This is a genomic window from Enterococcus sp. DIV0682, from assembly GCF_051712685.1.
GTDB lineage: Bacteria > Bacillota > Bacilli > Lactobacillales > Enterococcaceae > Enterococcus > Enterococcus faecalis.
Genome location: NZ_JBIOPK010000001.1, coordinates 1,257,481 through 1,282,254 on the forward strand (window position 1 = coordinate 1,257,481; position 24,774 = coordinate 1,282,254).

At 36.9% G+C, this 24,774-nt stretch carries 25 protein-coding genes; 22 read left to right on the forward strand and 3 right to left on the reverse strand.

Annotation, left to right across the window (positions count from 1 at the left end):
- Window positions 1-187: 187 nt before the first annotated feature.
- Window positions 188-904, reverse strand: coding sequence for an AAA family ATPase (locus IGK96_RS06005; protein WP_010707508.1), 717 nt, complete (start codon window positions 902-904; stop codon window positions 188-190).
- A 271-nt stretch (window positions 905-1,175) separates the two neighbouring features.
- Here IGK96_RS06005 and IGK96_RS06010 point away from each other — a divergent pair, with 271 nt between their 5' ends.
- The 16 genes from IGK96_RS06010 (at window position 1,176) to IGK96_RS06085 (ending at window position 17,306) form a co-directional block, all read left to right on the forward strand.
- Complete coding sequence (locus IGK96_RS06010; RefSeq protein ID WP_010707509.1) at window positions 1,176-2,492, forward strand: DEAD/DEAH box helicase; 1,317 nt, start codon at window positions 1,176-1,178, stop codon at window positions 2,490-2,492.
- Window positions 2,482-3,168 (forward strand): ComF family protein, encoded by a 687-nt coding sequence (locus IGK96_RS06015; RefSeq protein WP_010707510.1) that lies wholly within the window; start codon window positions 2,482-2,484, stop codon window positions 3,166-3,168. Before IGK96_RS06010 ends, IGK96_RS06015 begins: the two co-directional genes overlap by 11 nt.
- Window positions 3,169-3,306: 138 nt before the next feature.
- Window positions 3,307-3,858 carry a ribosome hibernation-promoting factor, HPF/YfiA family gene (gene hpf / locus IGK96_RS06020; RefSeq protein WP_002357293.1) on the forward strand — a complete coding sequence of 184 codons (552 nt, stop codon included), beginning with the start codon at window positions 3,307-3,309 and terminating at the stop codon, window positions 3,856-3,858.
- 255 nt (window positions 3,859-4,113) lie between these two features.
- Complete coding sequence (gene secA / locus IGK96_RS06025; protein WP_002381826.1) at window positions 4,114-6,651, forward strand: preprotein translocase subunit SecA; 2,538 nt, start codon at window positions 4,114-4,116, stop codon at window positions 6,649-6,651.
- A gap of 76 nt (window positions 6,652-6,727) precedes the next feature.
- Window positions 6,728-7,829 (forward strand): peptide chain release factor 2 gene (gene prfB, locus IGK96_RS06030; protein ID WP_171903200.1). Its coding sequence is split into 2 segments (ribosomal slippage): window positions 6,728-6,799 and window positions 6,801-7,829, totalling 1,101 coding nucleotides; the frame shifts between segments, so codons are not numbered across the junction.
- A gap of 105 nt (window positions 7,830-7,934) precedes the next feature.
- Complete coding sequence (gene ftsE / locus IGK96_RS06035) at window positions 7,935-8,621, forward strand: cell division ATP-binding protein FtsE (RefSeq protein ID WP_002361935.1); 687 nt, start codon at window positions 7,935-7,937, stop codon at window positions 8,619-8,621.
- Window positions 8,614-9,498, forward strand: coding sequence for a permease-like cell division protein FtsX (gene ftsX, locus IGK96_RS06040; RefSeq protein WP_002360154.1), 885 nt, complete (start codon window positions 8,614-8,616; stop codon window positions 9,496-9,498). The genes ftsE and ftsX overlap by 8 nt, the downstream gene beginning before the upstream one ends.
- Before the next feature lie 175 nt (window positions 9,499-9,673).
- The gene (locus IGK96_RS06045) at window positions 9,674-10,528 is read left to right on the forward strand and encodes a phosphate ABC transporter substrate-binding protein PstS (RefSeq protein ID WP_002357298.1); all 855 of its coding nucleotides are present in this window, start codon (window positions 9,674-9,676) and stop codon (window positions 10,526-10,528) included.
- Between the two features lie 122 nt (window positions 10,529-10,650).
- Complete coding sequence (gene pstC, locus IGK96_RS06050) at window positions 10,651-11,571, forward strand: phosphate ABC transporter permease subunit PstC (protein WP_002357299.1); 921 nt, start codon at window positions 10,651-10,653, stop codon at window positions 11,569-11,571.
- Window positions 11,571-12,455 (forward strand): phosphate ABC transporter permease PstA, encoded by an 885-nt coding sequence (pstA, locus tag IGK96_RS06055; protein WP_002357300.1) that lies wholly within the window; start codon window positions 11,571-11,573, stop codon window positions 12,453-12,455. The genes pstC and pstA overlap by 1 nt, the downstream gene beginning before the upstream one ends.
- 16 nt (window positions 12,456-12,471) lie before the next feature.
- Window positions 12,472-13,281 (forward strand): phosphate ABC transporter ATP-binding protein PstB, encoded by an 810-nt coding sequence (gene pstB, locus IGK96_RS06060; protein WP_002357302.1) that lies wholly within the window; start codon window positions 12,472-12,474, stop codon window positions 13,279-13,281.
- Window positions 13,282-13,291: 10 nt separating this feature from the next.
- Window positions 13,292-14,050, forward strand: a complete 759-nt coding sequence (pstB, locus tag IGK96_RS06065) for a phosphate ABC transporter ATP-binding protein PstB (RefSeq protein ID WP_002357303.1) — start codon at window positions 13,292-13,294, stop codon at window positions 14,048-14,050.
- A 14-nt stretch (window positions 14,051-14,064) separates the two neighbouring features.
- Entirely contained in the window at window positions 14,065-14,742 is a 678-nt protein-coding gene (gene phoU / locus IGK96_RS06070; protein ID WP_002357304.1) for a phosphate signaling complex protein PhoU, read from the forward strand.
- Window positions 14,743-14,950: 208 nt separating this feature from the next.
- Window positions 14,951-16,552: a daptomycin-sensing surface protein LiaX gene (liaX, locus tag IGK96_RS06075; protein ID WP_002360155.1), complete on the forward strand. Its 1,602-nt coding sequence runs from the start codon at window positions 14,951-14,953 to the stop codon at window positions 16,550-16,552.
- A 74-nt stretch (window positions 16,553-16,626) separates the two neighbouring features.
- Window positions 16,627-16,950 (forward strand): PspC domain-containing protein, encoded by a 324-nt coding sequence (locus tag IGK96_RS06080; RefSeq protein WP_002357306.1) that lies wholly within the window; start codon window positions 16,627-16,629, stop codon window positions 16,948-16,950.
- Window positions 16,950-17,306, forward strand: coding sequence for a phage holin family protein (locus IGK96_RS06085; protein ID WP_002357307.1), 357 nt, complete (start codon window positions 16,950-16,952; stop codon window positions 17,304-17,306). Before IGK96_RS06080 ends, IGK96_RS06085 begins: the two co-directional genes overlap by 1 nt.
- 34 nt (window positions 17,307-17,340) lie before the next feature.
- Here the strand turns inward: IGK96_RS06085 and IGK96_RS06090 are convergent, their stop codons facing one another.
- A complete protein-coding gene (locus IGK96_RS06090) occupies window positions 17,341-18,303 on the reverse strand; it encodes a GIY-YIG nuclease family protein (protein ID WP_002361928.1) in 963 nt (320 codons plus the stop codon).
- Window positions 18,304-18,512: 209 nt separating this feature from the next.
- On the opposite strand from IGK96_RS06090, the gene hprK reads away from it, so the two are divergent.
- The 6 genes from hprK (at window position 18,513) to IGK96_RS06120 (ending at window position 23,510) form a co-directional block, all read left to right on the forward strand.
- The gene (gene hprK / locus IGK96_RS06095) at window positions 18,513-19,448 is read left to right on the forward strand and encodes an HPr(Ser) kinase/phosphatase (RefSeq protein WP_002357309.1); all 936 of its coding nucleotides are present in this window, start codon (window positions 18,513-18,515) and stop codon (window positions 19,446-19,448) included.
- Window positions 19,449-19,465: 17 nt separating this feature from the next.
- The gene (gene lgt / locus IGK96_RS06100) at window positions 19,466-20,299 is read left to right on the forward strand and encodes a prolipoprotein diacylglyceryl transferase (protein WP_016618333.1); all 834 of its coding nucleotides are present in this window, start codon (window positions 19,466-19,468) and stop codon (window positions 20,297-20,299) included.
- A gap of 68 nt (window positions 20,300-20,367) precedes the next feature.
- Window positions 20,368-21,390, forward strand: coding sequence for an NAD(P)H-dependent glycerol-3-phosphate dehydrogenase (locus IGK96_RS06105; RefSeq protein ID WP_010713347.1), 1,023 nt, complete (start codon window positions 20,368-20,370; stop codon window positions 21,388-21,390).
- A gap of 11 nt (window positions 21,391-21,401) precedes the next feature.
- On the forward strand, window positions 21,402-22,298 hold the full coding sequence (gene galU / locus IGK96_RS06110; protein ID WP_113821049.1) for a UTP--glucose-1-phosphate uridylyltransferase GalU: 897 nt from the start codon (window positions 21,402-21,404) through the stop codon (window positions 22,296-22,298).
- A gap of 177 nt (window positions 22,299-22,475) precedes the next feature.
- Complete coding sequence (locus tag IGK96_RS06115; RefSeq protein ID WP_002357316.1) at window positions 22,476-22,907, forward strand: DUF948 domain-containing protein; 432 nt, start codon at window positions 22,476-22,478, stop codon at window positions 22,905-22,907.
- A gap of 15 nt (window positions 22,908-22,922) precedes the next feature.
- A complete protein-coding gene (locus tag IGK96_RS06120; RefSeq protein ID WP_002381831.1) occupies window positions 22,923-23,510 on the forward strand; it encodes a YtxH domain-containing protein in 588 nt (195 codons plus the stop codon).
- Between the two features lie 120 nt (window positions 23,511-23,630).
- Here IGK96_RS06120 and IGK96_RS06125 read toward each other — a convergent pair whose 3' ends face one another.
- Complete coding sequence (locus IGK96_RS06125; RefSeq protein WP_010713348.1) at window positions 23,631-24,734, reverse strand: aminopeptidase P family protein; 1,104 nt, start codon at window positions 24,732-24,734, stop codon at window positions 23,631-23,633.
- Window positions 24,735-24,774 lie beyond the last annotated feature (40 nt).

Below are 24,774 nucleotides of genomic sequence, written 5' to 3' on the forward strand. Positions count from 1 at the left end.
CTAGAGAAAGACAACTGTCTTTAATTTTTTACTTTAATCTAGATACTAAAAAAACATACTTAACAATCTATTTTCTGAATAATGAACGCCTTTTTCCGTAGTCTGAAAGTTGTAATTCAAAGAATGATTAACAATATTTTTATATACGAGTCATTATAGTATGGCATAAGCATTTCGAATAACAGACTTATTCAGCAAATAAATGAGAGAGAATTCTGTTTTTGTTGTTTAAAAATAATGAGGTTATTTCATAAGGCATACTTTCTTCATACGTGATTTCTAAAGGACTATCTTTATCAAAAGAAATAATTTGTGAGTCAGGCATTGCTAGTAATATAGGTGAATGAGAGACAATAATAAACTGAGACCCCTCATCAATTAGTTTTTTTATAGATATCATTAAGGCTAGTTGGCGTTGAGGTGAGAGAGCCGCTTCAGGTTCATCTAACAGGTACAGACCATTTCCTCTAAACCGATGGTTCACCAGATTCAAAAAACTTTCGCCGTGTGATTGATGATGTAGGGATTTATCGCCATATTCAGAAAAATCTAAGTCTATATTTTCTGCATATGTAGCAACATTGTAGAAACTTTCAGCTCTTAAAAAGAAGCCATCCGTAGCACGCTTTACACTTTTTGCAACAGTTAAATAATTATGTAAATCCAAGTGAGTATCGTTTGTAGAGAAATTAAAATTAATACTACCGCCTTCAGGATTAAATCCCCAATTGACTGCGATTGCTTCTAATAAAGTGGATTTTCCAGTTCCATTTTCACCTGAAAAAAAAGTAATAGGTTTTTTAAAATTTAGTGAATTAAATTTATTCAGCCCTTCAATTTTTGAAAAAACAGAATCTTCTTCAAAAGCTTTGAATTCTAGTCTTTTTAAAAAAATATTTTCCATGATAAAGCTTGCTCCTTTCTAGTCTTTTCAAATTAAAGCTTGGATTACTAGATATACTTTAACATTAATTTTTCTTTAAAGGTAGATAAATTTGTTATAAAAAATCTGCATATAGATAAGTCGAAAGTGGAAGATTCGTGTAAACAATAAAGCGTATCAAGAGTTTGTTTAGTAGGTAACGACTAGATAAGAATAGAAAGATAACGGTGGGAGATTTCCTTTTTCGTAAAAAAGCTAGAGAAATGCGTATTTTATAATTGAGGTGGTTAACATGGAAGATTTGCATGGACGTAAAATAATTATTGAAGAAACAGAACCTTCAATACAGACAAAACTGGTTTATTTACCAACAATGTTAGAGCGTTCCCCCCTAACAATTCAATGTCAGCGGTGCGGGGAAGTCGTATCCAAAAAAGAAAACAGATTGGCGATAAATGCATACTACTGTCATGCATGCATTCAATTAGGCCGTGTGACTTCTTGTCAAAAATTTTGTCATTTACCAGAAAGGCCCAATAGCCCAAGAACTGTCTTTTTTGAGTGGTCTGGACAATTAACAAAGGGACAGCAAGCGATCTCGGTTGAACTTTGTGAGACAGCAAAAATAAGAGAGAATCGCTTAGTGTGGGCAGTTACAGGTGCAGGCAAAACAGAAATGTTATTTGCTGTTTTACACCAAACCTTACAAGAAGGGGGGCGGATTGCGCTGGCTTCGCCGCGTGTCGATGTTTGCTTAGAACTGTTTCCCAGAATCCAAGCGGTTTTTCCTCATGAAGCAATTGCTTTACTTCATGGAAACAGTCAAGAACCATATCGCTATACGAAACTAGTGATTTGCACCACGCATCAATTATTGAAATTCCATCAAGCGTTTGATTTACTTATCGTTGATGAAGTCGACTCTTTTCCTTTTGTTAATAACGAACATCTTTATTATGGAGTGCGTAACGCACGAAAAAAAAGAAGTAGTTTGGTGTACTTAACAGCAACGCCTACGAAAGAATTGCGGAAGCTTTTACAGCAAAAGAAGTTAGCGGCCAGTATTTTGCCAGCAAGATATCATCGTAGGCCATTACCTGTGCCACGCCGATTTTGGGTTCAGTCGTGGCAACGTCTTTCTAGCAAAAATATTAAAATCATTGCACATCATTTGAAACGTTTATTGGTGCGTAATTCAGTTTTACTATTTTGCTCAAGTATTTCATTAATTCACCAATTGCATGCATTAATAGCTGAGCGATTTTCCGACAAAGAAGTTGTCGCCGTTTATGGTAGTGATGAGCTTCGCCTGGAAAAAGTTCAAGCAATGCGTCAGCAGAAAACGGATATTTTGATCACTACAACCATTTTAGAACGTGGTGTGACTTTTGATGCAGTCTCAGTTATTGTTTATGGTGCCAATCATCGAGTCTTCACTTCTTCAACACTTGTCCAAATTGCGGGCCGAGTCGATCGAAGACAAGAATTCAATTACGGCGAAGTTTTATTTTTACATGATGGGGAAACAAGAGATATGAAAGAGGCGATTCGGCAAATAAAGCAAATGAATCGCTTGGCTAGCAAACGAGGGATGTTAGATGGATTGTAAAAATTGCGCAGAGCCCATTCGTTTGGAGATAACATTAAAAATGCTCTTACGTTTTAAAAAATGGGCGAGGCCTTCACTTTGCCAGCACTGCCAAGCAAAGTTCCAGAAACTGCCAATGACAGGGACTTGTTTTGGCTGTAGCCGAGTCAGCCAAGAGCATTATTGTTTTGATTGTCAAAGGTGGCAGCTGCTTTATCCAGAGTATTCTTTTCATAATACAGCGTTGTTTCATTATGATGAAGGAATGCAAGAGTGGATGGAGCGCTATAAATTTCAAGGAGACTATCGCTTAAGAACGTGTTTTAATGAGGAAATCAACTTTTACTTTCGGCAACAATCTGTGGACTATATTATTCCGGTGCCCTTATCCGAAAAGCGAATGCAAGAACGAGGCTTCAACCAAGTAATTGGCTTACTAGAAGCGGCTGATGTTCCGTACAGCCCTTTTTTAATTAGAAAAGAGGAAAATGTTCCGCAATCTAAGAAAACTAGAAAGGAAAGGATGCAGTTGCAACAACCATTTGCCATCCAAAAAGAAAACCAAAAAAAATTAAAAAATTGTTCTGTTATTTTGGTGGATGACATCTATACCACTGGACGAACTCTTTTCCACGCAGCTGCTGTTATCAATGACTGTTATCCTAAAAGTTTGAATACGTTTACTCTCGCGCGGTAAAAAGAAAAGAATTCATAAATTTGATGACTATTTTGTTGGCAAAACCCAGATTATTCGATATAATGAAATTAAGAAGAAGGGAATTAAAGAGTGGTCCTTTAATCTTTTCTTTACTGGTAGATGAAAGGGGTAATTGTTATGTTTAGATATAATGTACGTGGAGAAAATATCGAGGTAACCGAAGCGATTCGAGACTATGTTGAGAAAAAAGTCGGTAAATTAGAAAGATATTTCAGCGATTCACCTGAAGCAACGGTTCACGTGAATTTGAAAGTGTACACTGAAAAAACAGCCAAAGTCGAGGTTACTATTCCTCTTCCTTATCTAGTTTTACGAGCTGAAGAAACGTCACCTGATTTATACGCAAGTATTGATTTGGTTGTCGATAAATTAGAACGACAAATTCGTAAATTTAAAACAAAAATCAACAGAAAATCTCGTGAAACAGGACGTAACAATACAAAAGCCGCTGTCTTCTTAGTTGGTGAAGAAACAGAAGAAACACCTTCAGAATTAGACATCGTTCGTACAAAACGTCTATCATTAAAACCGATGGACAGTGAAGAAGCTGTTTTACAAATGAACATGTTAGGACACAACTTCTTTATTTTTGAAGATGCTGAAACAAATGGAACAAGCATTGTTTACCGTCGTAAAGATGGCAAATATGGCTTGATTGAAACAGACTAAAGCTTAAAATAAGAGCTGAAATGCCTTCGTGCATTTCAGCTCTTTAAACATCTTTAAAGCACGGAGTAAAGAAAAAATAAAGAAATACATAAAATAACTTTAAAAGTTCCTCTTTTAAAGGAAAATGTCTGCAAAATAGAGAGAAATGGTTTTCTTTCTCGTCAAGTAATGATAAAATAAAACGGATAGATTGTGCTTCTTGTACAAAAAGGATACAAAAATAAAAAGAGGTAATTGAAAGGAACACAGATACCAATGGCAAATTTTTTGAAAAAAATGATCGAAAACGATAAAAAAGAATTAAGACGATTAGAAAAAATCGCCGATAAAATTGATGCACATGCAAGTGCAATGGAACAACTAAGCGATGAACAATTACGTGAAAAAACAGATGAATTTAAAGCCCGTTATCAAAAAGGGGAAACCTTAGACGAACTATTACCAGAAGCGTTTGCGGTTGTCCGTGAAGCTGCTAAACGAGTACTAGGTTTATTCCCATACCGTGTCCAATTAATGGGTGGGATTGTGCTTCATGACGGGAACATTCCTGAAATGAGAACAGGTGAAGGGAAAACCTTGACTGCCACAATGCCTGTATACTTGAATGCACTATCTGGCGAAGGAGTACACGTTGTTACAGTTAATGAATACTTAGCAACCCGTGACTCTAACGAAATGGGAGAATTATATAATTTCTTAGGCTTAAGCGTTGGCTTAAACATTAACTCTAAATCTTCTGATGAAAAACGTGAAGCGTATAACTGTGATATCACTTATAGTACAAATAACGAATTAGGATTTGACTATTTGCGTGATAACATGGTTGTTTATCGCAGCCAAATGGTTCAACGTCCATTAAACTATGCAATTGTCGATGAAGTGGATTCAATCTTAATTGATGAAGCAAGAACCCCATTAATTATTTCTGGACAAGCTGAAAAATCGACAGCACTCTATACACGTGCCGATAATTTTGTCAAACGCTTAAAAGAAGACGAAGATTACAAAATTGATATTCAGTCTAAAACAATTGGTTTAACAGAAGCAGGTATTGAAAAAGCTGAACAAACTTTTGGATTGGATAACCTTTACGATATTGAAAATACAGCATTAACGCACCATTTAGATCAAGCGTTACGGGCAAACTATATCATGTTATTAGACATTGATTACGTGGTTCAAGACAATAAAGTCTTAATTGTTGACCAATTTACTGGTCGTATCATGGATGGTCGTCGTTATTCTGATGGCTTACATCAAGCGATTGAAGCAAAAGAAGGCGTCGAAATTGAAGATGAAACAAAAACAATGGCGACGATCACGTTCCAAAACTACTTCCGGATGTACAAAAAACTAGCCGGGATGACTGGTACTGCTAAAACAGAAGAAGAAGAATTCCGTGAAATTTACAATATTCAAGTCATTCAAATTCCAACCAATCGTCCAATTATCCGTGACGATCGTCCAGATTTACTTTATCCAACCTTAGAAAGTAAATTTAATGCAGTGGTGGAAGATATTAAAGAACGTTACCACAAAGGACAACCAGTGTTGGTGGGGACTGTTGCGGTAGAAACGTCAGAATTACTTTCGGATAAATTAAACGCAGCTAAAATTCCTCATGAAGTATTAAATGCGAAAAATCACTTTAAAGAAGCCGAAATCATTATGAATGCCGGTCAAAAAGGCGCAGTTACAATTGCAACAAATATGGCTGGTCGTGGAACGGATATTAAACTTGGTTTAGGTGTACTTGAACTAGGTGGTCTAGCGGTTATCGGGACAGAACGTCATGAGTCACGTCGTATTGATAATCAGTTGCGTGGACGTGCAGGACGTCAAGGGGATCCAGGGGTTTCACAATTTTATTTATCTTTAGAAGATGACTTAATGAAACGCTTTGGTTCAGAACGAATTAAAACATTCTTAGAACGAATGAATGTGCAAGAAGAGGATGCAGTTATTCAAAGTAAAATGTTTACTCGCCAAGTAGAGTCTGCTCAAAAACGTGTGGAAGGAAATAACTATGACACACGTAAAAATGTCTTACAATACGATGACGTGATGCGCGAGCAACGTGAAGTTATTTATGCGCAACGACAAGAAGTAATTATGGAAGAAAATGACTTGTCTGATGTATTGATGGGCATGGTAAAACGGACGATTGGCCGAGTGGTGGATAGCCATACACAATTAGAAAAAGAAGAATGGAATTTAGATGGGATTGTCGATTTTGCAGCCTCAACACTTGTCCATGAAGATACGATTTCTAAAAAAGATTTAGAAAATAAATCAGCTGAAGAAATCAAAGACTACTTAGTGGCACGTGCGCAAGAAGTATTTGAAGAAAAATCTCAACAATTGAATGGCCAAGAACAATTGCTAGAATTTGAAAAAGTAGTCATCTTGCGTGTTGTCGATACTAAATGGACAGATCACATTGATGCAATGGATCAATTACGCCAATCTGTCGGCTTACGTGCGTACGGTCAAAACAACCCATTAGTAGAATATCAAACAGAAGGTTATTCTATGTATAACAATATGGTGGGTTCAATCGAATATGAAGTAACACGTTTATTCATGAAATCGGAAATTCGCCAAAATGTCCAACGTGAGCAAGTAGCTCAAGGACAAGCGGAACATCCAGAAACAGAACAAGATGCAGCTGCACAAAGCAACACAAGTGCGAAGCGTCAACCTGTGCGTGTAGATAAAAAAGTGGGCCGTAATGATTTATGCCCATGCGGAAGTGGCAAAAAATTCAAAAATTGTCATGGAAGAAACGCTTAATTAAAGAAAAAACGCAGGGTGGGGCAATTTGTCCCGCCTTTGCTCTTTTTACAATAAAGAGAAAGAAGGAATCATTTTGGAAAACCCAGAAATTCGTACATTATTAGACGAAATGACACAAAAAATTACTAGCTTCAGGAGGTCTCTTTGACTTAGACCAGTTAGAAGAAGACATTGCCGAGGCGGAAAATCGGATGGGAGAACCTGGTTTTTGGGACAACACAGAAACGGCTCAAAAGCTAATTAACGAAACCAATAGTTTGAAAGAAAAATATCAACAATTTCATCAGCTCTCTGAGGAACTTGACGAATTAACGGTGATGTTTGAATTACAACAAGAAGAATATGATGCAGAGATTCAAGAAGAATTGGAAGAAAGAATTCATCTCTTGCAAGAACGTTTAACAACGTATGAGCTATCCTTACTACTAAATGAGCCATATGATCATAATAACGCCCTAATTGAATTACACCCTGGTGCCGGTGGTACTGAATCACAAGATTGGGGAAATATGCTTTTACGAATGTACACACGTTGGGCAGAAAGTCACGGTTTCCAAGTTGAAACGTTGGATTACCAAGCTGGAGATGAAGCAGGGATTAAAAGTGTCACCTTATTAATCAAAGGTTACAATGCTTATGGTTACCTAAAATCTGAAAAAGGTGTCCATCGTCTTGTGCGGATTTCGCCCTTTGATTCCGCTAAACGCCGTCATACTTCGTTTTGTTCAGTTGATGTAATGCCTGAATTAGACGACACAATAGAAATTGCGATCAATCCAGATGACTTAAAAATTGATACCTATCGAGCAAGTGGTGCCGGTGGTCAGCATATTAATAAAACAGAATCGGCTGTTCGAATTACACATATTCCAACAGGCACCGTTGTCGCAAGCCAAGCACAACGTTCTCAATTAAAAAACCGTGAGCAAGCAATGAGTATGTTAAAAGCCAAATTATATCAATTGGAAATGGAAAAGAAAGCCCAAGAAGCAGCAAGTTTACGTGGTGAACAAATGGAAATTGGCTGGGGCTCACAAATCCGTTCTTACGTGTTCCATCCGTATTCAATGGTCAAAGACCATCGGACAAATTACGAAACCGGCAATGTACAAGCTGTGATGGATGGAGACCTTGATGGTTTCATTGATGCCTACTTAAAACAGCGCTTAAGTTAAGCTCTTCATTAAATTGAAATAAAAATGTAACTTAATGCAAGAAGTTTGCAATATTGACATGTTATAATGAGTAGGATTGAAGAAAAAAGAGATGGAGAGAACGCCATGATTGAAATGAAAGATGTAATGAAGAAATATTCGAATGGTACAACAGCGATTCGAAATATTTCAGTAGAGATTGACCAAGGCGAGTTCGTCTATGTGGTTGGTCCCTCAGGTGCAGGGAAATCAACCTTTATTAGATTAATGTATCGTGAAGAAAAAGCAACAAAAGGTAATTTGACAGTTGCAGGTCATGATTTAATGAAAATAAAAAATAAAGAAGTTCCTTATTTACGTCGTGAAATCGGCATCGTTTTCCAAGACTATAAACTATTACCAAAGAAAACTGTGTATGAGAACGTGGCCTATGCGATGCAAGTTATCGGACGACGTCCTCGCGAAATCAAAAAACGCGTGATGGAAGTTTTAGATTTAGTCGGTCTAAAACATAAGGTACGTGTTTTTCCAAGCGAACTTTCTGGTGGGGAACAGCAACGGGTATCCATTGCACGAGCAATCGTAAATACACCGAAAGTTTTAATTGCCGATGAACCAACTGGGAACTTAGATCCAGAGAATTCATGGGAAATCATGAAATTGTTGGACCGGATTAACGCACAAGGAACAACAGTCGTGATGGCAACGCATAATAGTACAATTGTAAATACGATTCGTCACCGTGTTATTGCCATTGAAAATGGTCGCATTATCCGTGACCAAGTGGAAGGAGAATACGGCTACGATGATTAGAACATTCTTTTCTCATTTATTTGAAAGTATCAAAAGTTTAAAACGGAACGGTTGGATGACTGTTGCCTCAGCAAGTGCGGTTACAATTACATTAGTTTTAGTTGGTATTTTTATGGGCGTTATTTTTAATGCAACGAAACTTGCTGATGATGTCGAAAAAAACGTGACAGTGTCAGTTTTTGTCGATATTGGTACAAAACAAAATGAAATGAAAACATTAGAAAAACAACTTAAAGGATTAGACAATGTTGAAGATATTTCTTATTCAAACAAAGATCAACAATTGAAAAAAATCCAAGAACAAATGGGGGATGCCTGGAATCTTTTCGAAGGCGACAGTAACCCATTATACGATGTGTATTATGTCCGTGCAAAAACACCAGAAGACACGAAAGATATTGCGAAACAAGCAGCTAAATTCCCAAGTGTTTTTAAAGCCGATTACGGTGGTGTAAACTCAGACAAAATCTTTAAAATCGCTCAAACCGTTCGAACTTGGGGCTTAGCAGCTGCTGCATTACTTTTATTCGTTGCAGTGTTCTTAATTTCCAATACCATTCGGATTACGATTTTATCTCGTCAAAAAGAAATCCAAATTATGCGTCTTGTAGGAGCGAAAAACAGTTTCATTCGTTGGCCGTTCTTCTTAGAAGGTGCTTGGATTGGGTTGATTGGCGCAATCGTGCCAGTCATTATTATGACGTTAGGCTACCATCAAGTTTATAACATGTTCAACCCGCAGTTATTGCGTTCGAATTATTCATTAATTCGTCCAGAAGATTTTATCTGGAAAGTCAATCTATTAATGATTGCAACAGGAATGATTATTGGATCACTAGGTTCAGTTATTTCAATGCGTCGTTTCTTGAAAATTTAAACGAAAAAAAGCTCTCCATTTTGGAGAGCTTTTTTTGTTTTAGTTTTAAAATACTTGTTATTTAATTTAAGAGTTTTCTCAGTTGTACCAACAAATTGATAACTTATAATTTTCAAGTCCTACATATAATGGTAAAATAGAATAGATTGAAATTAATTGGAGGAATAATGAATCGATGAAAAAAAGATTGCTATTATTTATTGGTTTGGCAAGTATACTTACTTTAACAGGATGTGCAAAATGGATTGATCGTGGTGAATCCATCACAGCGGTAGGCTCATCAGCTTTACAACCATTAGTAGAGACAGCGAGTGAGGAATATCAAAGCCAAAATCCGGGAAGATTTATTAATGTCCAAGGTGGCGGAAGCGGAACAGGTCTGAGTCAAGTCCAATCTGGTGCGGTAGACATTGGTAATTCTGATTTATTTGCAGAAGAGAAAAAGGGCATCAAAGCGGAAGATTTAATTGATCATAAAGTTGCTGTTGTTGGGATTACACCAATCGTTAACAAAAATGTCGGTGTCAAAGATATCTCAATGGAAAATTTAAAGAAAATCTTTTTAGGTGAAGTAACAAACTGGAAAGAACTTGGCGGGAAAGACCAAAAAATTGTTATTTTGAACAGAGCGGCCGGTAGTGGTACGCGCGCTACTTTTGAAAAGTGGGTCTTGGGAGATAAAACAGCCATTCGTGCGCAAGAACAAGATTCCAGCGGCATGGTTCGTTCCATTGTTTCTGATACACCAGGAGCGATTAGTTATACTGCATTTTCATATGTTACTGATGAAGTAGCTACGTTAAGTATTGATGGTGTTCAGCCAACAGATGAAAATGTAATGAACAATAAATGGATTATTTGGTCTTATGAACACATGTACACTCGTAAAAATCCAAGTGATTTAACCAAAGAGTTTTTAGACTTTATGTTGTCAGATGATATCCAAGAACGTGTGATTGGTCAATTAGGGTATATTCCTGTTTCGAAAATGGAAATTGAACGGGATTGGCAAGGAAATGTCATTAAATAATTCTCTTAACACAAAATTTACAAAATTAACATAAAATTTACATGTTATTAAAAACAAATTGATGTAAAAAAGGTACACTATTTTTATCTGTAAAAGTTGGATTGTTTGAGGAGGAAATATTCTTGGAAGATGTACAGAAAAAATTATTAACAAAATCGAAAAGAGCCAAGATGGAGCAACGAGGGAAATTTATTAGTTTCCTATGTATTGCCTTAATTGTAGCAGTGGTTGTTTCAATTTTCTATTTTGTTGCAAGTAAAGGACTTGCTACATTCTTTAAAGATAAGATTAATGTGTTTGATTTCTTATTTGGAACAAACTGGAACCCAAGTGATATCGGCGCAGACGGTAAACCCATGGTTGGGGCTTTACCAATGATTGCGGGTTCCTTTATTGTAACGTTTTTGTCAGCGATTGTTGCGACGCCATTTGCGATTGGAGCGGCTGTTTTTATGACAGAAATTTCACCTAAAAAAGGAGCGAAATTTTTACAACCAGTTATTGAATTACTTGTAGGGATTCCCTCTGTTGTTTATGGATTTATTGGTTTATCTGTCATTGTTCCTTTTGTCCGTTCAATCTTTGGCGGAACTGGCTTCGGTATTTTAGCTGGTACGTTTGTGCTATTTGTTATGATTTTACCAACGGTTACTACGATGACCGTAGATGCATTAAAAGCTGTGCCTCGACATTATCGTGAAGCGTCGTTGGCGCTTGGTGCTACGCGTTGGCAAACGATTTATAAAGTTGTCTTGCGGGCAGCTGTGCCTGGTATTTTAACTGCGGTTGTCTTTGGTATGGCTCGTGCGTTTGGTGAAGCCTTAGCAATCCAAATGGTAATCGGAAATGCAGCTGTGATGCCAACTAGTTTGACAACACCAGCTTCGACACTAACAAGTATTTTGACAATGGGGATTGGGAATACAATTATGGGAACAGTTGAAAACAACGTTCTTTGGTCTTTAGCTTTGATTCTATTGTTGATGTCTTTACTATTCAACATTGTTATCCGAATTATCGGTAAGAGAGGAGCCTTAAAATAATGAATGCAAAAAAAGCAGATAAAATCGCAACAGGTATCTTATATGCCGTATCTGGCGTCATTGTTTTAATTTTGGCGGCCTTACTGATTTACATTTTAGCTAGAGGAATTCCTCATATTTCGTGGGAATTTTTAACACAACCATCCAGAGCCTATCAAGTTGGTGGCGGGATTGGTATTCAGCTTTTTAACTCACTATATTTACTATTGATTACAATGATTATTAGTATTCCAATTTCATTGGGTGCTGGAATTTACTTATCGGAATATGCGAAAAAGAATTGGTTAACTGATTTAATTCGTACCTCGATTGAAATTTTAAGTTCATTGCCTTCCGTTGTTGTCGGGCTGTTCGGCTTCTTGATTTTCGTTGTACAAATCGGATATGGCTTTTCAATCTTATCAGGTGCGTTAGCATTAACATTTTTTAACTTACCATTATTGACTAGAAATGTTGAGGAATCTTTGAAAGCCATTCATTATACACAGCGTGAAGCGGGGTTAGCCTTAGGTCTTTCACGTTGGGAAACAGTTAAAAAAGTTATTTTGCCAGAAGCGTTACCAGGAATTTTGACAGGTGTTATTTTGAGTTCTGGTCGGATTTTCGGTGAAGCCGCTGCGTTAATTTATACAGCAGGACAAAGCGCACCTGCCTTAGATTTCAGTAATTGGAATCCATTGAGCGTTTCAAGTCCAATTAGCATTTTCCGTCAAGCGGAAACGTTGGCTGTGCATATTTGGAAAATTAATACCGAAGGAACGATGCCAGATGGCGCTGCGGTCTCAGCAGGTGCCTCCGCTGTGTTAATTTTAGTAGTTTTACTTTTCAATTTCGGCGCTCGTTTTATCGGCAACCGTCTTTATAAGAGAATGACATCAGCTTAATGTTAGGGGAATTAGCATGAAAGAATACAATTTAAATGATACCCATTTACTTCAACTAGATAGCCAAAAAGACCCGATTGCGTTACACACGGAAGACTTACATGTCTTTTACGGGGACAATGAGGCTATCAAAGGTGTTGATTTGCAATTTGAAAAGAACAAAATAACCGCCTTAATTGGACCTTCTGGTTGCGGTAAATCCACGTATTTACGTTCGCTAAATCGTATGAACGATGGCATTGCCAATTCACGTGTTACTGGAAAAATCATGTATAAAGATGTCGATGTCAATACGAAAGAAGTTGACGTCTACGAAATGAGAAAACGCATTGGCATGGTTTTTCAGCGGCCCAATCCATTTAGTAAATCTATCTATGAAAATATCACATTCGCATTGAAACAGCATGGTGAAAAGGATAAGAAAAAATTAGATGAAATCGTTGAAACAAGTTTGAAGCAAGCCGCACTTTGGGATCAAGTGAAAGATAACTTAAACAAAAGCGCCTTAGCTCTGTCTGGTGGGCAACAACAACGTTTGTGTATCGCTCGGGCAATTGCGATGAAACCAGATATTCTGTTGTTAGATGAACCGGCAAGCGCGTTAGATCCGATTTCAACAGGAACGGTTGAAGAAACGTTAGTGAATTTAAAAGATGATTACACGATCATCATTGTGACACATAACATGCAACAAGCGGCGCGGATTAGTGACTATACAGCTTTCTTCTATATGGGTAAAGTCATTGAATACGACCATACAAGAAAAATCTTTACACGACCAAAAATTCAAGCAACGGAAGACTACGTTTCAGGACATTTTGGTTAGGAGGAGCAAGATGGGCAAAGAAATTATTTCATCAAAAGATTTACATTTATATTACGGGAAAAAAGAAGCATTGAAAGGCATTGATTTAACTTTTAATCAAGGAGAATTAACTGCCATGATTGGTCCTTCTGGTTGCGGGAAATCAACGTATTTACGTTGCTTGAATCGTATGAATGATTTAATTCCAGATGTAACTATTACTGGAAGTGTTGTCTATAAAGGAAAAGATATTTATGGACCGAAAACAGATAACGTTGAATTACGTAAAGAAATTGGGATGGTTTTCCAACAACCTAATCCATTTCCATTTTCGGTTTATGAAAATGTGATTTATGGCTTGCGCCTAAAAGGAGTCAAAGACAAGCAAGTCTTAGATGAAGCAGTTGAAACCAGTTTGAAAGCAGCTGCCGTTTGGGAGGATGTCAAAGATAAACTTCACAAAAGTGCACTTTCACTTTCTGGTGGACAACAACAGCGGGTTTGTATCGCTCGTGTTTTAGCTGTGGAACCAGATATTATTTTATTAGATGAACCAACTAGCGCCTTGGACCCAGTTTCTAGTGGTAAAATTGAAAACATGCTGTTAACATTAAAAGAGAAATATACCATGATTATGGTGACACATAATATGTCACAAGCATCACGGATCTCTGATAAAACGGCCTTCTTTTTACAAGGTGATTTAATTGAATTTAATGACACGAAAAAAGTATTTTTAAATCCAAAAGAAAAACAAACAGAAGATTACATTTCTGGTAAATTTGGTTAAAAGGGGGAAAAAGAATGTTACGGACACAATTTGAAGAAGAACTATTGAATCTGCACAATCAATTTTATGAAATGGGTATGATGGTTAGTAGTGCCGTCCATAAATCTGTTAAGGCATATATTAATCATGATAAAAAATTGGCTCAAGAAGTGATTGATCGCGATATTGAAATTAATGATATGGAAGTCAAACTTGAGAAAAAGAGTTTTGAAATGATTGCATTACAACAACCAGTGACAACAGACTTACGTATGATTATTACTGTTATGAAAGCTAGTTCGGATTTAGAAAGAATGGCGGACCATGCCGTTTCAATTGCTAAATCAACGATTCGCTTAAAAGGAGAAACACGTATTCCTGAAATCGAAAAAGAAATTTCAGATATGTCTGATTATGTGAAAAAAATGGTGGATAATGTTTTAATCGCCTATGTTAAAACGGATCAAAAAGATGCACGAATGATTGCACAAATGGATGATCGTACTAATGAATATTTCGATAGTATTTACAAACATGCCGTAGAAGCAATGAAAGCTAATCCAGAAACGGTCATTAGCGGAACTGATTATCTACATGTGGCACAATACTTGGAAAGAATTGGCGACTATGTCACAAATATTTGTGAGTGGATTGTTTACTTGGCAACTGGTAAAATTACCGAATTGAATAGTAATCGTGACGAACAATTTTAAGAAAAACAAATAAAAAAACTAGGAGACGGCCTTTTTTAGACCAATTCCTAGTTTTTTTAGCATAAAATGAACTGATTTTATAAAACTAGTCCTTACTAATGAGAAGAAATCGTTCTTAAGTCCTATGACAAATGATCAAAAACAAGGCATAATAATGCATGTAAGGAAAACACTATTGAGTGAAAAATTTGCTAAGGAGGCAATATCCATGAAAGAAAGAGAACGCGTATTAGAATTAGTGAAAAAAGGTATTCTAACGTCAGAAGAAGCGTTAATTTTATTAGAAAATATGGCAACTGAAAAAGATGAAAAACAAATCGAAAAAGCTGCTGAAAAAGTTGATACACAAAATATTGGAACAACAAATAAAGAAGATCAAGTCGCAGATTTAATGGATGCATTAGAAAAAGGCGAATCAGAAGGACCTACTGTTGATTCGTTTGAAGAAAATACACAGGACAGTGCAGAAAAAGATCGTGAAAACTTAGAAAGAATTCTTGATGAGTTAGCAACAAAAGCCAATCGTGCTTCGGCTGAATTGGACGAAGTCAACGCAGAAATCGCCGGCATCAAAGAAGAAATTAAAGAAGTCGCAGAAGAAATTGGAACATTAGATACAAAAGAAGAATTAGATGCATTAACAGAAGATGAACAAGTTCAACGAAAAGACTTGCACGTTTTACTTGCACAATTAGAAGAAAAATTAGCGACTCAAAGTACTGAAAAAACAGCACTGGAAGAAGAACTAAAAAACATTCGTAAAGAACAATGGAAAGGTCAATGGAATGATACAAAAGAAAAAGTTTCTTCTCAATTCTCTGAAGAGTGGAAAGATCAAGCCACAGACACCTTTAACCAAGTCGGCGGCAAAGTTGCCGAAGTTGGCGGCCAAGTGGGAGAATTCTTGAAAAAAACATTTAATTCTTTCAGTGATACCATGAATGATAATGTGGAATGGAAAGACATTAAAATGAAAGTTCCTGGTGTGGCAACAACTAAGTTTGAACATGAGTTTAACTATCCAAATCCACAAGCAAGTTTAATTGATGTCAAGGTAGCAAATGGTACCGTGGTTTTCAAAACTTGGGATCAAGAAGATGTGAAAGTCGAAGCAAAAATCAAATTATATGGTAAAATGGCAGGAGATTCACCAATGGAAGCTTTCTTAGAACGAAGTGACATTGATGTGGATGATGAAACGATTTCTTTCCAAGTGCCAAACAAACGGGTGAAAGCAGATTTAACGTTCTATTTACCAAAACGCACTTACGATCATGTATCTGTTAAATTATTAAACGGAAATGTCTTAGTAGAAGAGTTAACAGCGAAAGATGTTTACACAAAATCAACGAATGGGACGATTACGTTTAAAAAAATTGATGCAACTATGTTAGAAATTGAAGGCGTGAATGGTGAAATTAAAGTCCTAGAAGGAACGATTTTAGATAACATTATTGAAACAGTCAATGGTGATGTGTCTATTTCCGCGGCACCAGAAAGTCTAAGTGTTTCTCTGATTAATGGAGATATCCGCATTACAGCTAAAGAAAAAACGCTTCGCCGTGTTGAAGCAAGCTCTGCAAATGGGAATATCAAATTGGCCTTGCCAAATGACTTAGGTGTTGAAGGGCAAGTGAAAACGAATTTAGGTAGTATTAACAGCCGTTTAACAGATATTGAAGTTGTTCGTGAAAAGAAAGATCGCGGCAATCAACAATTACATTTTAGACGTGTACTGGAAGAATCAATGGCTCAAATTAATGCTTCTACAACAACGGGAAGTATTTTCCTAAAAGATACGGATAAATAATTAACAATTTTAAGCTAGATGGGCTGACGAATCAGCCTTTCTAGTGTAAAATTTAGTAGACGAGGTGAAAACATATGAAAAGAAAACTAACAAAATCTCCGAATAACGTGGTTTTAACAGGAAGCTTAGCTGGGATTGCTGATTGGCTAGGAATTGACCCAACAATTATTCGTGTCGTTTATGTCTTGCTCAGCTTTTTCTCAGCAGGATTTCCAGGCATTCTCTTATACATTGCCTTAGCAGTCTTGATCCCTTCTGGAAGAACAGGAAGCGATCGCGGCTACGGCCATCAAAATCCTTATAATAGAAATGTTCGCAATGAAAATCCTTATGCTGCCAATAAAAAGCAACGTAAAGAAGCGGAAAAAATTGATGATGACGAATGGAGTGACTTTTAATGACATATTTTCAGCGATTGGTTGTTAATACACTGACATTCATTTCTTTATCAGTTGTTTTTCCTGGCATGATTCATGTGAGAGGCATAATGCCTGCAATTATTGCCGCCTTTGTTCTCTCAATCCTAAATATGTTGGTGAAACCAGTCTTAACAATCTTGTCGCTCCCATTTACTTTATTAACGTTTGGTCTATTTAGCTTTGTTGTCAATGCAGCGATTTTACAAATGACCTCGTTTTTTGTGGGGGAAATGAACTTTGGCTTCTCAAGTTTTTGGGCAGCGGTGCTAATGGCTGTAATTATGTCAATTGTCAATACGATCGTTACGGATCACAATTTATCTAAATATGAATAAAAAAGCCTGAAGAACGTAGCATAAAATGCGTTCTTCAGGCTTTTTCGATGGTTAAATTTTCTAGGTGACATTCTGGATGGCGGCTGATATAGCCATATAAAATGTTTAAAAAATCAACTTGTTGCTTCGAATAATGTTCGATTGTTTTCGGTGGTTTTTTGGGCATGATTTTTTTTGCTAGTTCAAGCGATGAATATTTTTGAAACGTTTGTTTAGTTACAACACGTGTTGCTACCACCAAGCCTTGGTAAATTAAATAGTATTTGATTTTTTTCTGACAAGGTAACCACATCAGTTGCCAATCTCGTTGGTTAGCTTGACTAATTCGTTGATTTTGGTTTGCAAAGCGCGTCAGAAAGAGCCAATCTTCTTTGAGTTTTGCCGCTTTTTCGAAGGCTTGTTTTTCAGCAGCTTCTTGCATTTGTTGAGCAATTCGTTTGATTGGTTCTCGTCCTTGATTATGGAAAAAGTCGAACAATTCTTGTTGAAATAGTTCGGTCGGAATGGCACTCTCTTTTTGAAAGGTTTGATGCCAATAGTTGGTTGGGACGAGATCGTAGATACTATCCAAAATTATTTTTAAACGGTTTAATTTTCGGCGAATCGAATAAGGACCAAAACAGTTCTCTTTAGTGGGAATATTTAAGAGTTTAATCTCTAATTGCCGCTCATTAACGGCTACCGATACATAAGAATATTGTTCATAAGCATTCATTTGGCGATTGTAGCGCGGCCGATACTGTTGAATCAGTTGACATTCTAGAAGGAGCGCATCCAATTCTGTGTCAGTATGGAGAACATCGAAGTCTATAATTTGTTTGACTAAACGCATCGTCTTTCGAGAATGTTGATTACTATTAATAAAATAGCTCGACACGCGATTTTTTAATTTTTTGGCTTTACCCACATAAATAATTGTGTCGGTTGCGTCTTTCATTAAATAAACACCCGGTGTTAACGGTAATTGATGGGCTTTTTCCTTTAAATATTCTTTCATAAGTTTCCTCTTTTCTTAAAAGGATCGGCTTCAAGTATACAAAGTTTTCTGAAATAGTCAAGTGACAGAAATAGCATAGATAATTTCAAAGAAAAATAGTTTCATTTTTTTGAAATATGATAATTCTAGGAATTATCTAGTGAATAGCTAGAAACTTGTATTTTTAAATGATAAAATATAACAAGTAGCAGAAAGGACTGACATTCGATATGACAGAAGTGGTAAAGATTTATCAACTGGTAGAAAATCTTTCTTTAGAAGTAGTATACGGAGATGAAGAAAGCTTAAATAGAACAATTAAAACTGGTGAAATTTCCCGGCCAGGTTTAGAATTAACTGGGTATTTTAATTATTATTCCCATGACCGTTTACAATTATTTGGGAGCAAAGAAATTACCTTTGCAGAACGAATGATGCCTGAAGAGCGTTTATTAGTGATGCGCCGTTTATGTGCGAAAGATACTCCAGCCTTTATAGTATCCAGAGGACTAGAAATCCCCGAAGAATTAATTACAGCAGCAAAAGAAAATGGGGTTTCTGTATTACGTTCACCGATTTCAACTTCCCGTTTACTAGGGGAACTATCCAGTTATTTAGATGGCCGTTTAGCTGTTCGGACAAGTGTCCATGGGGTTTTAGTTGATGTTTATGGACTTGGTGTTTTGATTCAAGGAGATAGCGGTATTGGTAAAAGTGAAACAGCTTTAGAGCTTATTAAACGTGGACATCGGCTAATCGCAGACGATCGTGTCGATGTTTATCAGCAAGATGAATTAACCGTGGTGGGAGAGCCACCAAAAATTTTGCAGCATTTAATTGAAATTCGTGGTATTGGAATTATTGACGTCATGAACCTGTTTGGAGCTAGTGCGGTCCGTGGCTTTATGCAAGTTCAATTGGTCGTTTATTTAGAGGCGTGGGAAAAAGACAAGAAATATGATCGCCTCGGTAGTGATGATGCAATGGTTGAAATAGCTAACGTTGATGTCCCTCAGATTCGTATTCCTGTTAAGACTGGCCGAAATGTGGCCATTATTATTGAAGTGGCAGCAATGAACTTCCGCGCGAAAACAATGGGCTATGATGCAACAAAAACGTTCGAAGAGCGCTTAACCCGTTTGATTGAAGAAAATTCAGGAGAATAGAAGGAGAAGATGTGATGATGTTAGCTCAAGTAAATTCAATTGCATTTCGCCTTTTCGGTATTCCCGTCTATTGGTATGCAATTATTATTGTTTCAGGGATTGCTTTAGCTGTTTGGCTAAGTAGTCGTGAAGCCGTTCGTGTTGGTTTAAAAGAAGATGATGTCTTTGACTTTATGCTCTGGGGATTACCTGCAGCAATTGTTGGCGCGCGCTTGTATTACGTCGCTTTTCAATGGCAAGATTATGTAGACAATCCGATTGAAATTTTCTTTACTCGAAATGGTGGCTTAGCGATTTATGGTGGTCTTATTGGTGGGGGACTGGCGCTGTTTTTCTTTACGCGTCATCGTTTCATTTCTACATGGACTTTTTTAGATATTGCCGCACCAAGTGTGATTTTAGCGCAAGCAATTGGTCGCTGGGGCAACTTTATGAATCATGAAGCCTATGGGCCAGCGACCACCAGACAATTTTTAGAAAATCTCCATTTACCATCGTTTATCATTGATAACATGAATATCAACGGAACGTATCATCAACCAACATTTTTATATGAATCTGTCTGGAATGTTTTAGGCTTTATCGTTTTAGTGTTATTACGCAAAAAGCCACACTTTTTAAAAGAAGGCGAAGTCTTTTTAGGTTATATAATATGGTATTCTTTCGGCCGTTTCTTCATCGAAGGCTTACGGATGGACAGTTTGTATGCGTTTAGTAACATTCGTGTCTCACAATTGTTGTCTTTAGTGATGTTCGTGGCAGCAATTGTTATTGTGATCGTTCGTAGAAGAAATCCCAATTTGAAATTTTACAATCGGGAGAAACAAAAGAAAAAAATAACAACTTCTTAATCCAACTTGATTGAAGAATATGGTAAACTAAAGAAGTAACGTTGTTTAGCGAAAGGAGAGTTTCACCGATGAAACAAAAAGTCGCTGTTTTAGGTCCAGGTTCCTGGGGGACAGCTTTAGCTCAAGTATTAGCCGAAAATGGACACGAGGTCTGTATTTGGGGAAATAAACCAGAGCAAATCGATGAAATAAATACAAAACACACCAACAAACATTATTTACCAGAATTAATCTTACCTACTTCAATTCAGGCAACCACTGATTTAGCCACTGCTTTAGTAGATGTGGATGCGGTACTGTTTGTGGTACCAACTAAAGCCATTCGTTCAGTAGCACAAGAAGTGGCCCAATATTTAAAAACAAAACCAATTATTATTCATGCAAGTAAAGGGCTCGAACAAGGTACACATAAGCGGATTTCAGAAGTGATAGCGGAAGAGATTCCAGCAGAAAAACGGCAAGGGATTGTGGTTTTATCTGGTCCAAGCCATGCAGAAGAAGTCGCTGTTCATGACATTACAACCATTACAGCAGCAAGCGAAAATTTAGCAGACGCTGTGTATGTGCAAGAGTTGTTTATGAATGATTACTTTAGAATTTATACGAATGATGATGTGATTGGTGTAGAAACAGGGGCGGCCTTAAAAAATATTATTGCTTTGGGCGCCGGAGCGATTCATGGCTTAGGCTTTGGTGATAATGCCAAAGCGGCAATTATGACTCGTGGTTTAGCAGAAATTAGTCGTTTAGGGGTTGCGATGGGAGCAAACCCATTAACATTTATTGGTTTAAGTGGTGTTGGGGATTTAATTGTTACTTGTACAAGTGTCCATTCTCGAAATTGGCGTGCGGGTAATTTATTAGGAAAAGGTCATAAGTTAGATGAAGTCTTAGAAAACATGGGCATGATTGTGGAAGGTGTTTCAACAACTAAAGCAGCCTATGAATTGGCACAACAACTAGAAGTCGAAATGCCAATCACAGAAACAATCTACAATGTCTTGTACAATGACGAAGATGTACAACAAGCAGCAAAAGAAATCATGTTGCGCGATGGCAAAACCGAAAACGAATTTACACTTGATTTTTAGGAGGAAAAAAGATGAAAGTTAAAAAGGCAGTTATTCCAGCAGCTGGGTTAGGAACACGTTTCTTGCCGGCTACTAAAGCGATGGCAAAAGAAATGTTACCGATTGTTGATAAACCAACGATTCAATTTATTGTAGAAGAAGCACTAGCTTCAGGAATCGAAGATATTTTAATTGTGACAGGCAAAGCCAAACGTCCGATTGAAGATCATTTCGATTCAAATGTTGAATTAGAAAATAATTTAAAAGAAAAAAATAAAACCGATTTATTGAAATTAGTCGAAGAAACAACGGATGTTAATTTACATTTTATTCGTCAATCCCATCCGAAAGGCTTAGGTCACGCTGTTTTACAAGCGAAAGCATTTGTTGGCAATGAACCTTTTGTCGTGATGTTAGGCGACGATTTAATGGAAGATAAAGTGCCATTAACGAAACAATTAATGGATGATTACGAACAAACACATGCTTCGACAATTGCGGTAATGAAAGTACCCCATGAAGATACTTCAAAATATGGTATTATCAATCCAGAAAAAGAAATCGAAAAAGGACTATACAATGTCGAGAACTTTGTTGAAAAACCAAAACCTGAGGAAGCACCAAGTGATTTAGCGATTATCGGCCGTTATTTATTAGCCCCTGAAATTTTTGATGTACTTGAAAATCAAAAACCAGGCGCTGGTAACGAAATTCAGTTAACAGATGCGATTGACACTTTAAATAAAACACAACGCGTTTTTGCTCGTGAGTTTAAAGGAGAACGTTACGACGTTGGCGATAAATTTGGGTTTATGAAAACAAGCATTGAATATGGTTTGACTCATCCAGAAGTAAAAGATAATTTACGAGAATACATTATTAATTTAGGTGCTCAATTAGCGAAAAAAGAGCAACCAAAAGAAAAATAAATAAAAATAAGCGTAAAATTTCAATTCGTTAGAAGGAAATTTTACGCTTTTTTTCTTAAAGAAAAGGGCATGAGAATTTTATAAAATAAATTGTCATTCTTAGCTTTATGAGTTGTGAAAAATATAAGTTGGTGTTATCCTAAGATTATAAATAAAATTTCAGAGGGGAGTAATGATATGTCAGGTGGGGAAATTGCTGCCTTAATTGCAGCGGTAGCATTTGTTGTTTTAGTCATCTTTTTAGTACTTGTGTTATATAAAGTTTCTCAAGTTGTTTCAAAAATTGAAGATACAATTGATGAAACAAATACAACAATCAAAGTCGTGACTAGCGATGTGAATGTATTGAGTCGCCAAGTGGAAGGCTTGCTTGTTAAAAGTAATGAACTATTAACAGATGTGAATCAAAAAGTGGCAACGATTGATCCGTTGTTTACGGCCGTTGCTGATTTAAGCGAAAGTGTCTCTGAATTGAACACCTCAAGTAAACATTTGATTACGAAGGTAGGAACCGTAGGGAAAGGCACAGCGAAAGCTGGTTTAGTGAGTAAAGTAGGCGGTTCTGCTTTTAGAGCAATGCGTTCAAAAAATAAAAAAACAAATAACTAATTGGAGGAGATTTTTATGGCTAAAAAAGGCGGATTTTTCTTAGGAGCAGTAATTGGTGGAACAGCAGCAGCCGTTGCCGCATTATTACTTGCACCAAAATCAGGTAAAGAATTACGTGATGATTTATCAAATCAAACAGATGATTTAAAAAACAAAGCGCAAGATTACACAGATTATGCTGTTCAAAAAGGAACAGAATTAACAGAAATCGCAAAACAAAAAGCCGGCGTTTTATCAGATCAAGCCTCTGATTTGGCAGGTTCTGTCAAAGAAAAAACAAAAGATTCATTAGATAAGGCACAAGGTGTTTCTGGCGACATGCTTGATAACTTTAAAAAACAAACAGGTGATTTATCTGATCAATTTAAAAAAGCAGCTGACGATGCTCAAGATCACGCAGAAGATTTAGGTGAAATTGCCGAAGATGCAGCAGAAGATATCTATATTGACGTTAAAGATTCTGCGGCAGCAGCCAAAGAAACTGTTTCTGCTGGTGTCGATGAAGCAAAAGAAACCACCAAAGATGTTCCTGAAAAAGCTGCAGAAGCAAAAGAAGATGTTAAAGATGCAGCGAAAGACGTAAAAAAAGAATTTAAAGGGTAACAAGCGTTTAGCTTATGAAAGTTAGCAACGGATCGTGTTGCTTTTGTTCAGCGGCTTACCTTAAAATTTAGAAATGAGGCCATCAGTCCGGTTGACTGATGGCCTCATTTTATTTTTATGCTATTGAATAATTTGCAATTCTTTGGTTGTCTTAGTGAATGGTTCGGAGCCTGTTTTCGTTACGTGTAAACAATCTTCAATACGAACGCCTACTTTTCCAGGAATGTAAATACCGGGCTCAATAGAGAAACACATACCTTCTTCAATGACTAAATCATTGCCATGAACCAGCGATGGGTATTCATGGACAGTGGTTCCAATGCCATGGCCTAAGCGATGGTTAAAATATTCACCATAACCAGCTTTTGTGATTACACCTCGAGCAATATCATCTAATTCGCCTGCTGTAACACCAGGTTTCACCGCTTCAGTTGCTGCTAATTGTGCTTCTAAAACAATTCCATAAATTTCTTTTTGGAAATCAGAAGGTTCCAAGTAGCTGACTGTTCGTGTGGCATCACTACAATAGCCATTATGAACGACACCTAAATCAAATAACACTAAGTCATGGGGCTCAATTTTTGTTTCGCCAGGTACCCCGTGAGGACTAGCTCCGTTTTTTCCTGTTAAGACTAACGTATCAAAACTCATTGAGCGAATACCTTGACGTTTTAATTGATACTCGATTTCTGCAACAATTTCTTGTTCCGCAACGCCTGCTTGAATTGCTTTGAAGCCAATCTCAAAAGCGACATCCGCCCAACTACCAGCTTCTAGTAAACGTTGAATTTCAGGTTCTGTTTTAATTAATTGAAGTTTTTCAATTAAAGGCGTAACATCATGCGAAAAATCGCTAGCTGGGAAATAGGTTTTCAATTGATCGAAACGAGCTAAAGAAAGAGCTTGTTTTTCTAAAGCAAAGCGTGGTGTGCCTTGTGTTCGTTTATTTAATAAAGCCGCAATTTTTTCCCAAGGATTTTCGCTATCTAAATAACCATAAACGGGATAAGTCCAACTACTCTTTTCGGCATCTTCGACTTCCAATGCAGGTGTAAATAAAAATGATTGGTCGTCCGCAGCGATAAACAAAGCTAACACGCGCTCATGAGGTTCGCTTTCGTAACCGGAAAAGTAAGCGATATGACCAGGATCACTAATATAAGTGAAGTCAATCTTTTCTTGGTGCATCCAATTTTTTAAATCGGTAATTTTTTCTTGATTCATAAAACATCCTTCTTTCTTTTATTCTGAAGTGAATCACAGT

Coding starts and splice junctions, on each gene's coding strand:
- IGK96_RS06105 (WP_010713347.1), top strand. CDS start 20,368: ATGAAACAAAAAGTCGCTGTTTTAGGTCCAGGTTCCTGGGGGACAGCT.
- pstA (WP_002357300.1), top strand. CDS start 11,571: ATGAATGCAAAAAAAGCAGATAAAATCGCAACAGGTATCTTATATGCC.
- secA (WP_002381826.1), top strand. CDS start 4,114: ATGGCAAATTTTTTGAAAAAAATGATCGAAAACGATAAAAAAGAATTA.
- IGK96_RS06010 (WP_010707509.1), top strand. CDS start 1,176: ATGGAAGATTTGCATGGACGTAAAATAATTATTGAAGAAACAGAACCT.
- IGK96_RS06085 (WP_002357307.1), top strand. CDS start 16,950: ATGACATATTTTCAGCGATTGGTTGTTAATACACTGACATTCATTTCT.
- hpf (WP_002357293.1), top strand. CDS start 3,307: ATGTTTAGATATAATGTACGTGGAGAAAATATCGAGGTAACCGAAGCG.
- lgt (WP_016618333.1), top strand. CDS start 19,466: ATGTTAGCTCAAGTAAATTCAATTGCATTTCGCCTTTTCGGTATTCCC.
- ftsE (WP_002361935.1), top strand. CDS start 7,935: ATGATTGAAATGAAAGATGTAATGAAGAAATATTCGAATGGTACAACA.
- liaX (WP_002360155.1), top strand. CDS start 14,951: ATGAAAGAAAGAGAACGCGTATTAGAATTAGTGAAAAAAGGTATTCTA.
- IGK96_RS06080 (WP_002357306.1), top strand. CDS start 16,627: ATGAAAAGAAAACTAACAAAATCTCCGAATAACGTGGTTTTAACAGGA.
- IGK96_RS06090 (WP_002361928.1), bottom strand. CDS start 18,303: ATGAAAGAATATTTAAAGGAAAAAGCCCATCAATTACCGTTAACACCG.
- IGK96_RS06115 (WP_002357316.1), top strand. CDS start 22,476: ATGTCAGGTGGGGAAATTGCTGCCTTAATTGCAGCGGTAGCATTTGTT.
- IGK96_RS06045 (WP_002357298.1), top strand. CDS start 9,674: ATGAAAAAAAGATTGCTATTATTTATTGGTTTGGCAAGTATACTTACT.
- IGK96_RS06120 (WP_002381831.1), top strand. CDS start 22,923: ATGGCTAAAAAAGGCGGATTTTTCTTAGGAGCAGTAATTGGTGGAACA.
- IGK96_RS06005 (WP_010707508.1), bottom strand. CDS start 904: ATGGAAAATATTTTTTTAAAAAGACTAGAATTCAAAGCTTTTGAAGAA.
- IGK96_RS06015 (WP_010707510.1), top strand. CDS start 2,482: ATGGATTGTAAAAATTGCGCAGAGCCCATTCGTTTGGAGATAACATTA.
- pstB (WP_002357302.1), top strand. CDS start 12,472: ATGAAAGAATACAATTTAAATGATACCCATTTACTTCAACTAGATAGC.
- ftsX (WP_002360154.1), top strand. CDS start 8,614: ATGATTAGAACATTCTTTTCTCATTTATTTGAAAGTATCAAAAGTTTA.
- pstB (WP_002357303.1), top strand. CDS start 13,292: ATGGGCAAAGAAATTATTTCATCAAAAGATTTACATTTATATTACGGG.
- IGK96_RS06125 (WP_010713348.1), bottom strand. CDS start 24,734: ATGAATCAAGAAAAAATTACCGATTTAAAAAATTGGATGCACCAAGAA.
- phoU (WP_002357304.1), top strand. CDS start 14,065: ATGTTACGGACACAATTTGAAGAAGAACTATTGAATCTGCACAATCAA.
- hprK (WP_002357309.1), top strand. CDS start 18,513: ATGACAGAAGTGGTAAAGATTTATCAACTGGTAGAAAATCTTTCTTTA.
- galU (WP_113821049.1), top strand. CDS start 21,402: ATGAAAGTTAAAAAGGCAGTTATTCCAGCAGCTGGGTTAGGAACACGT.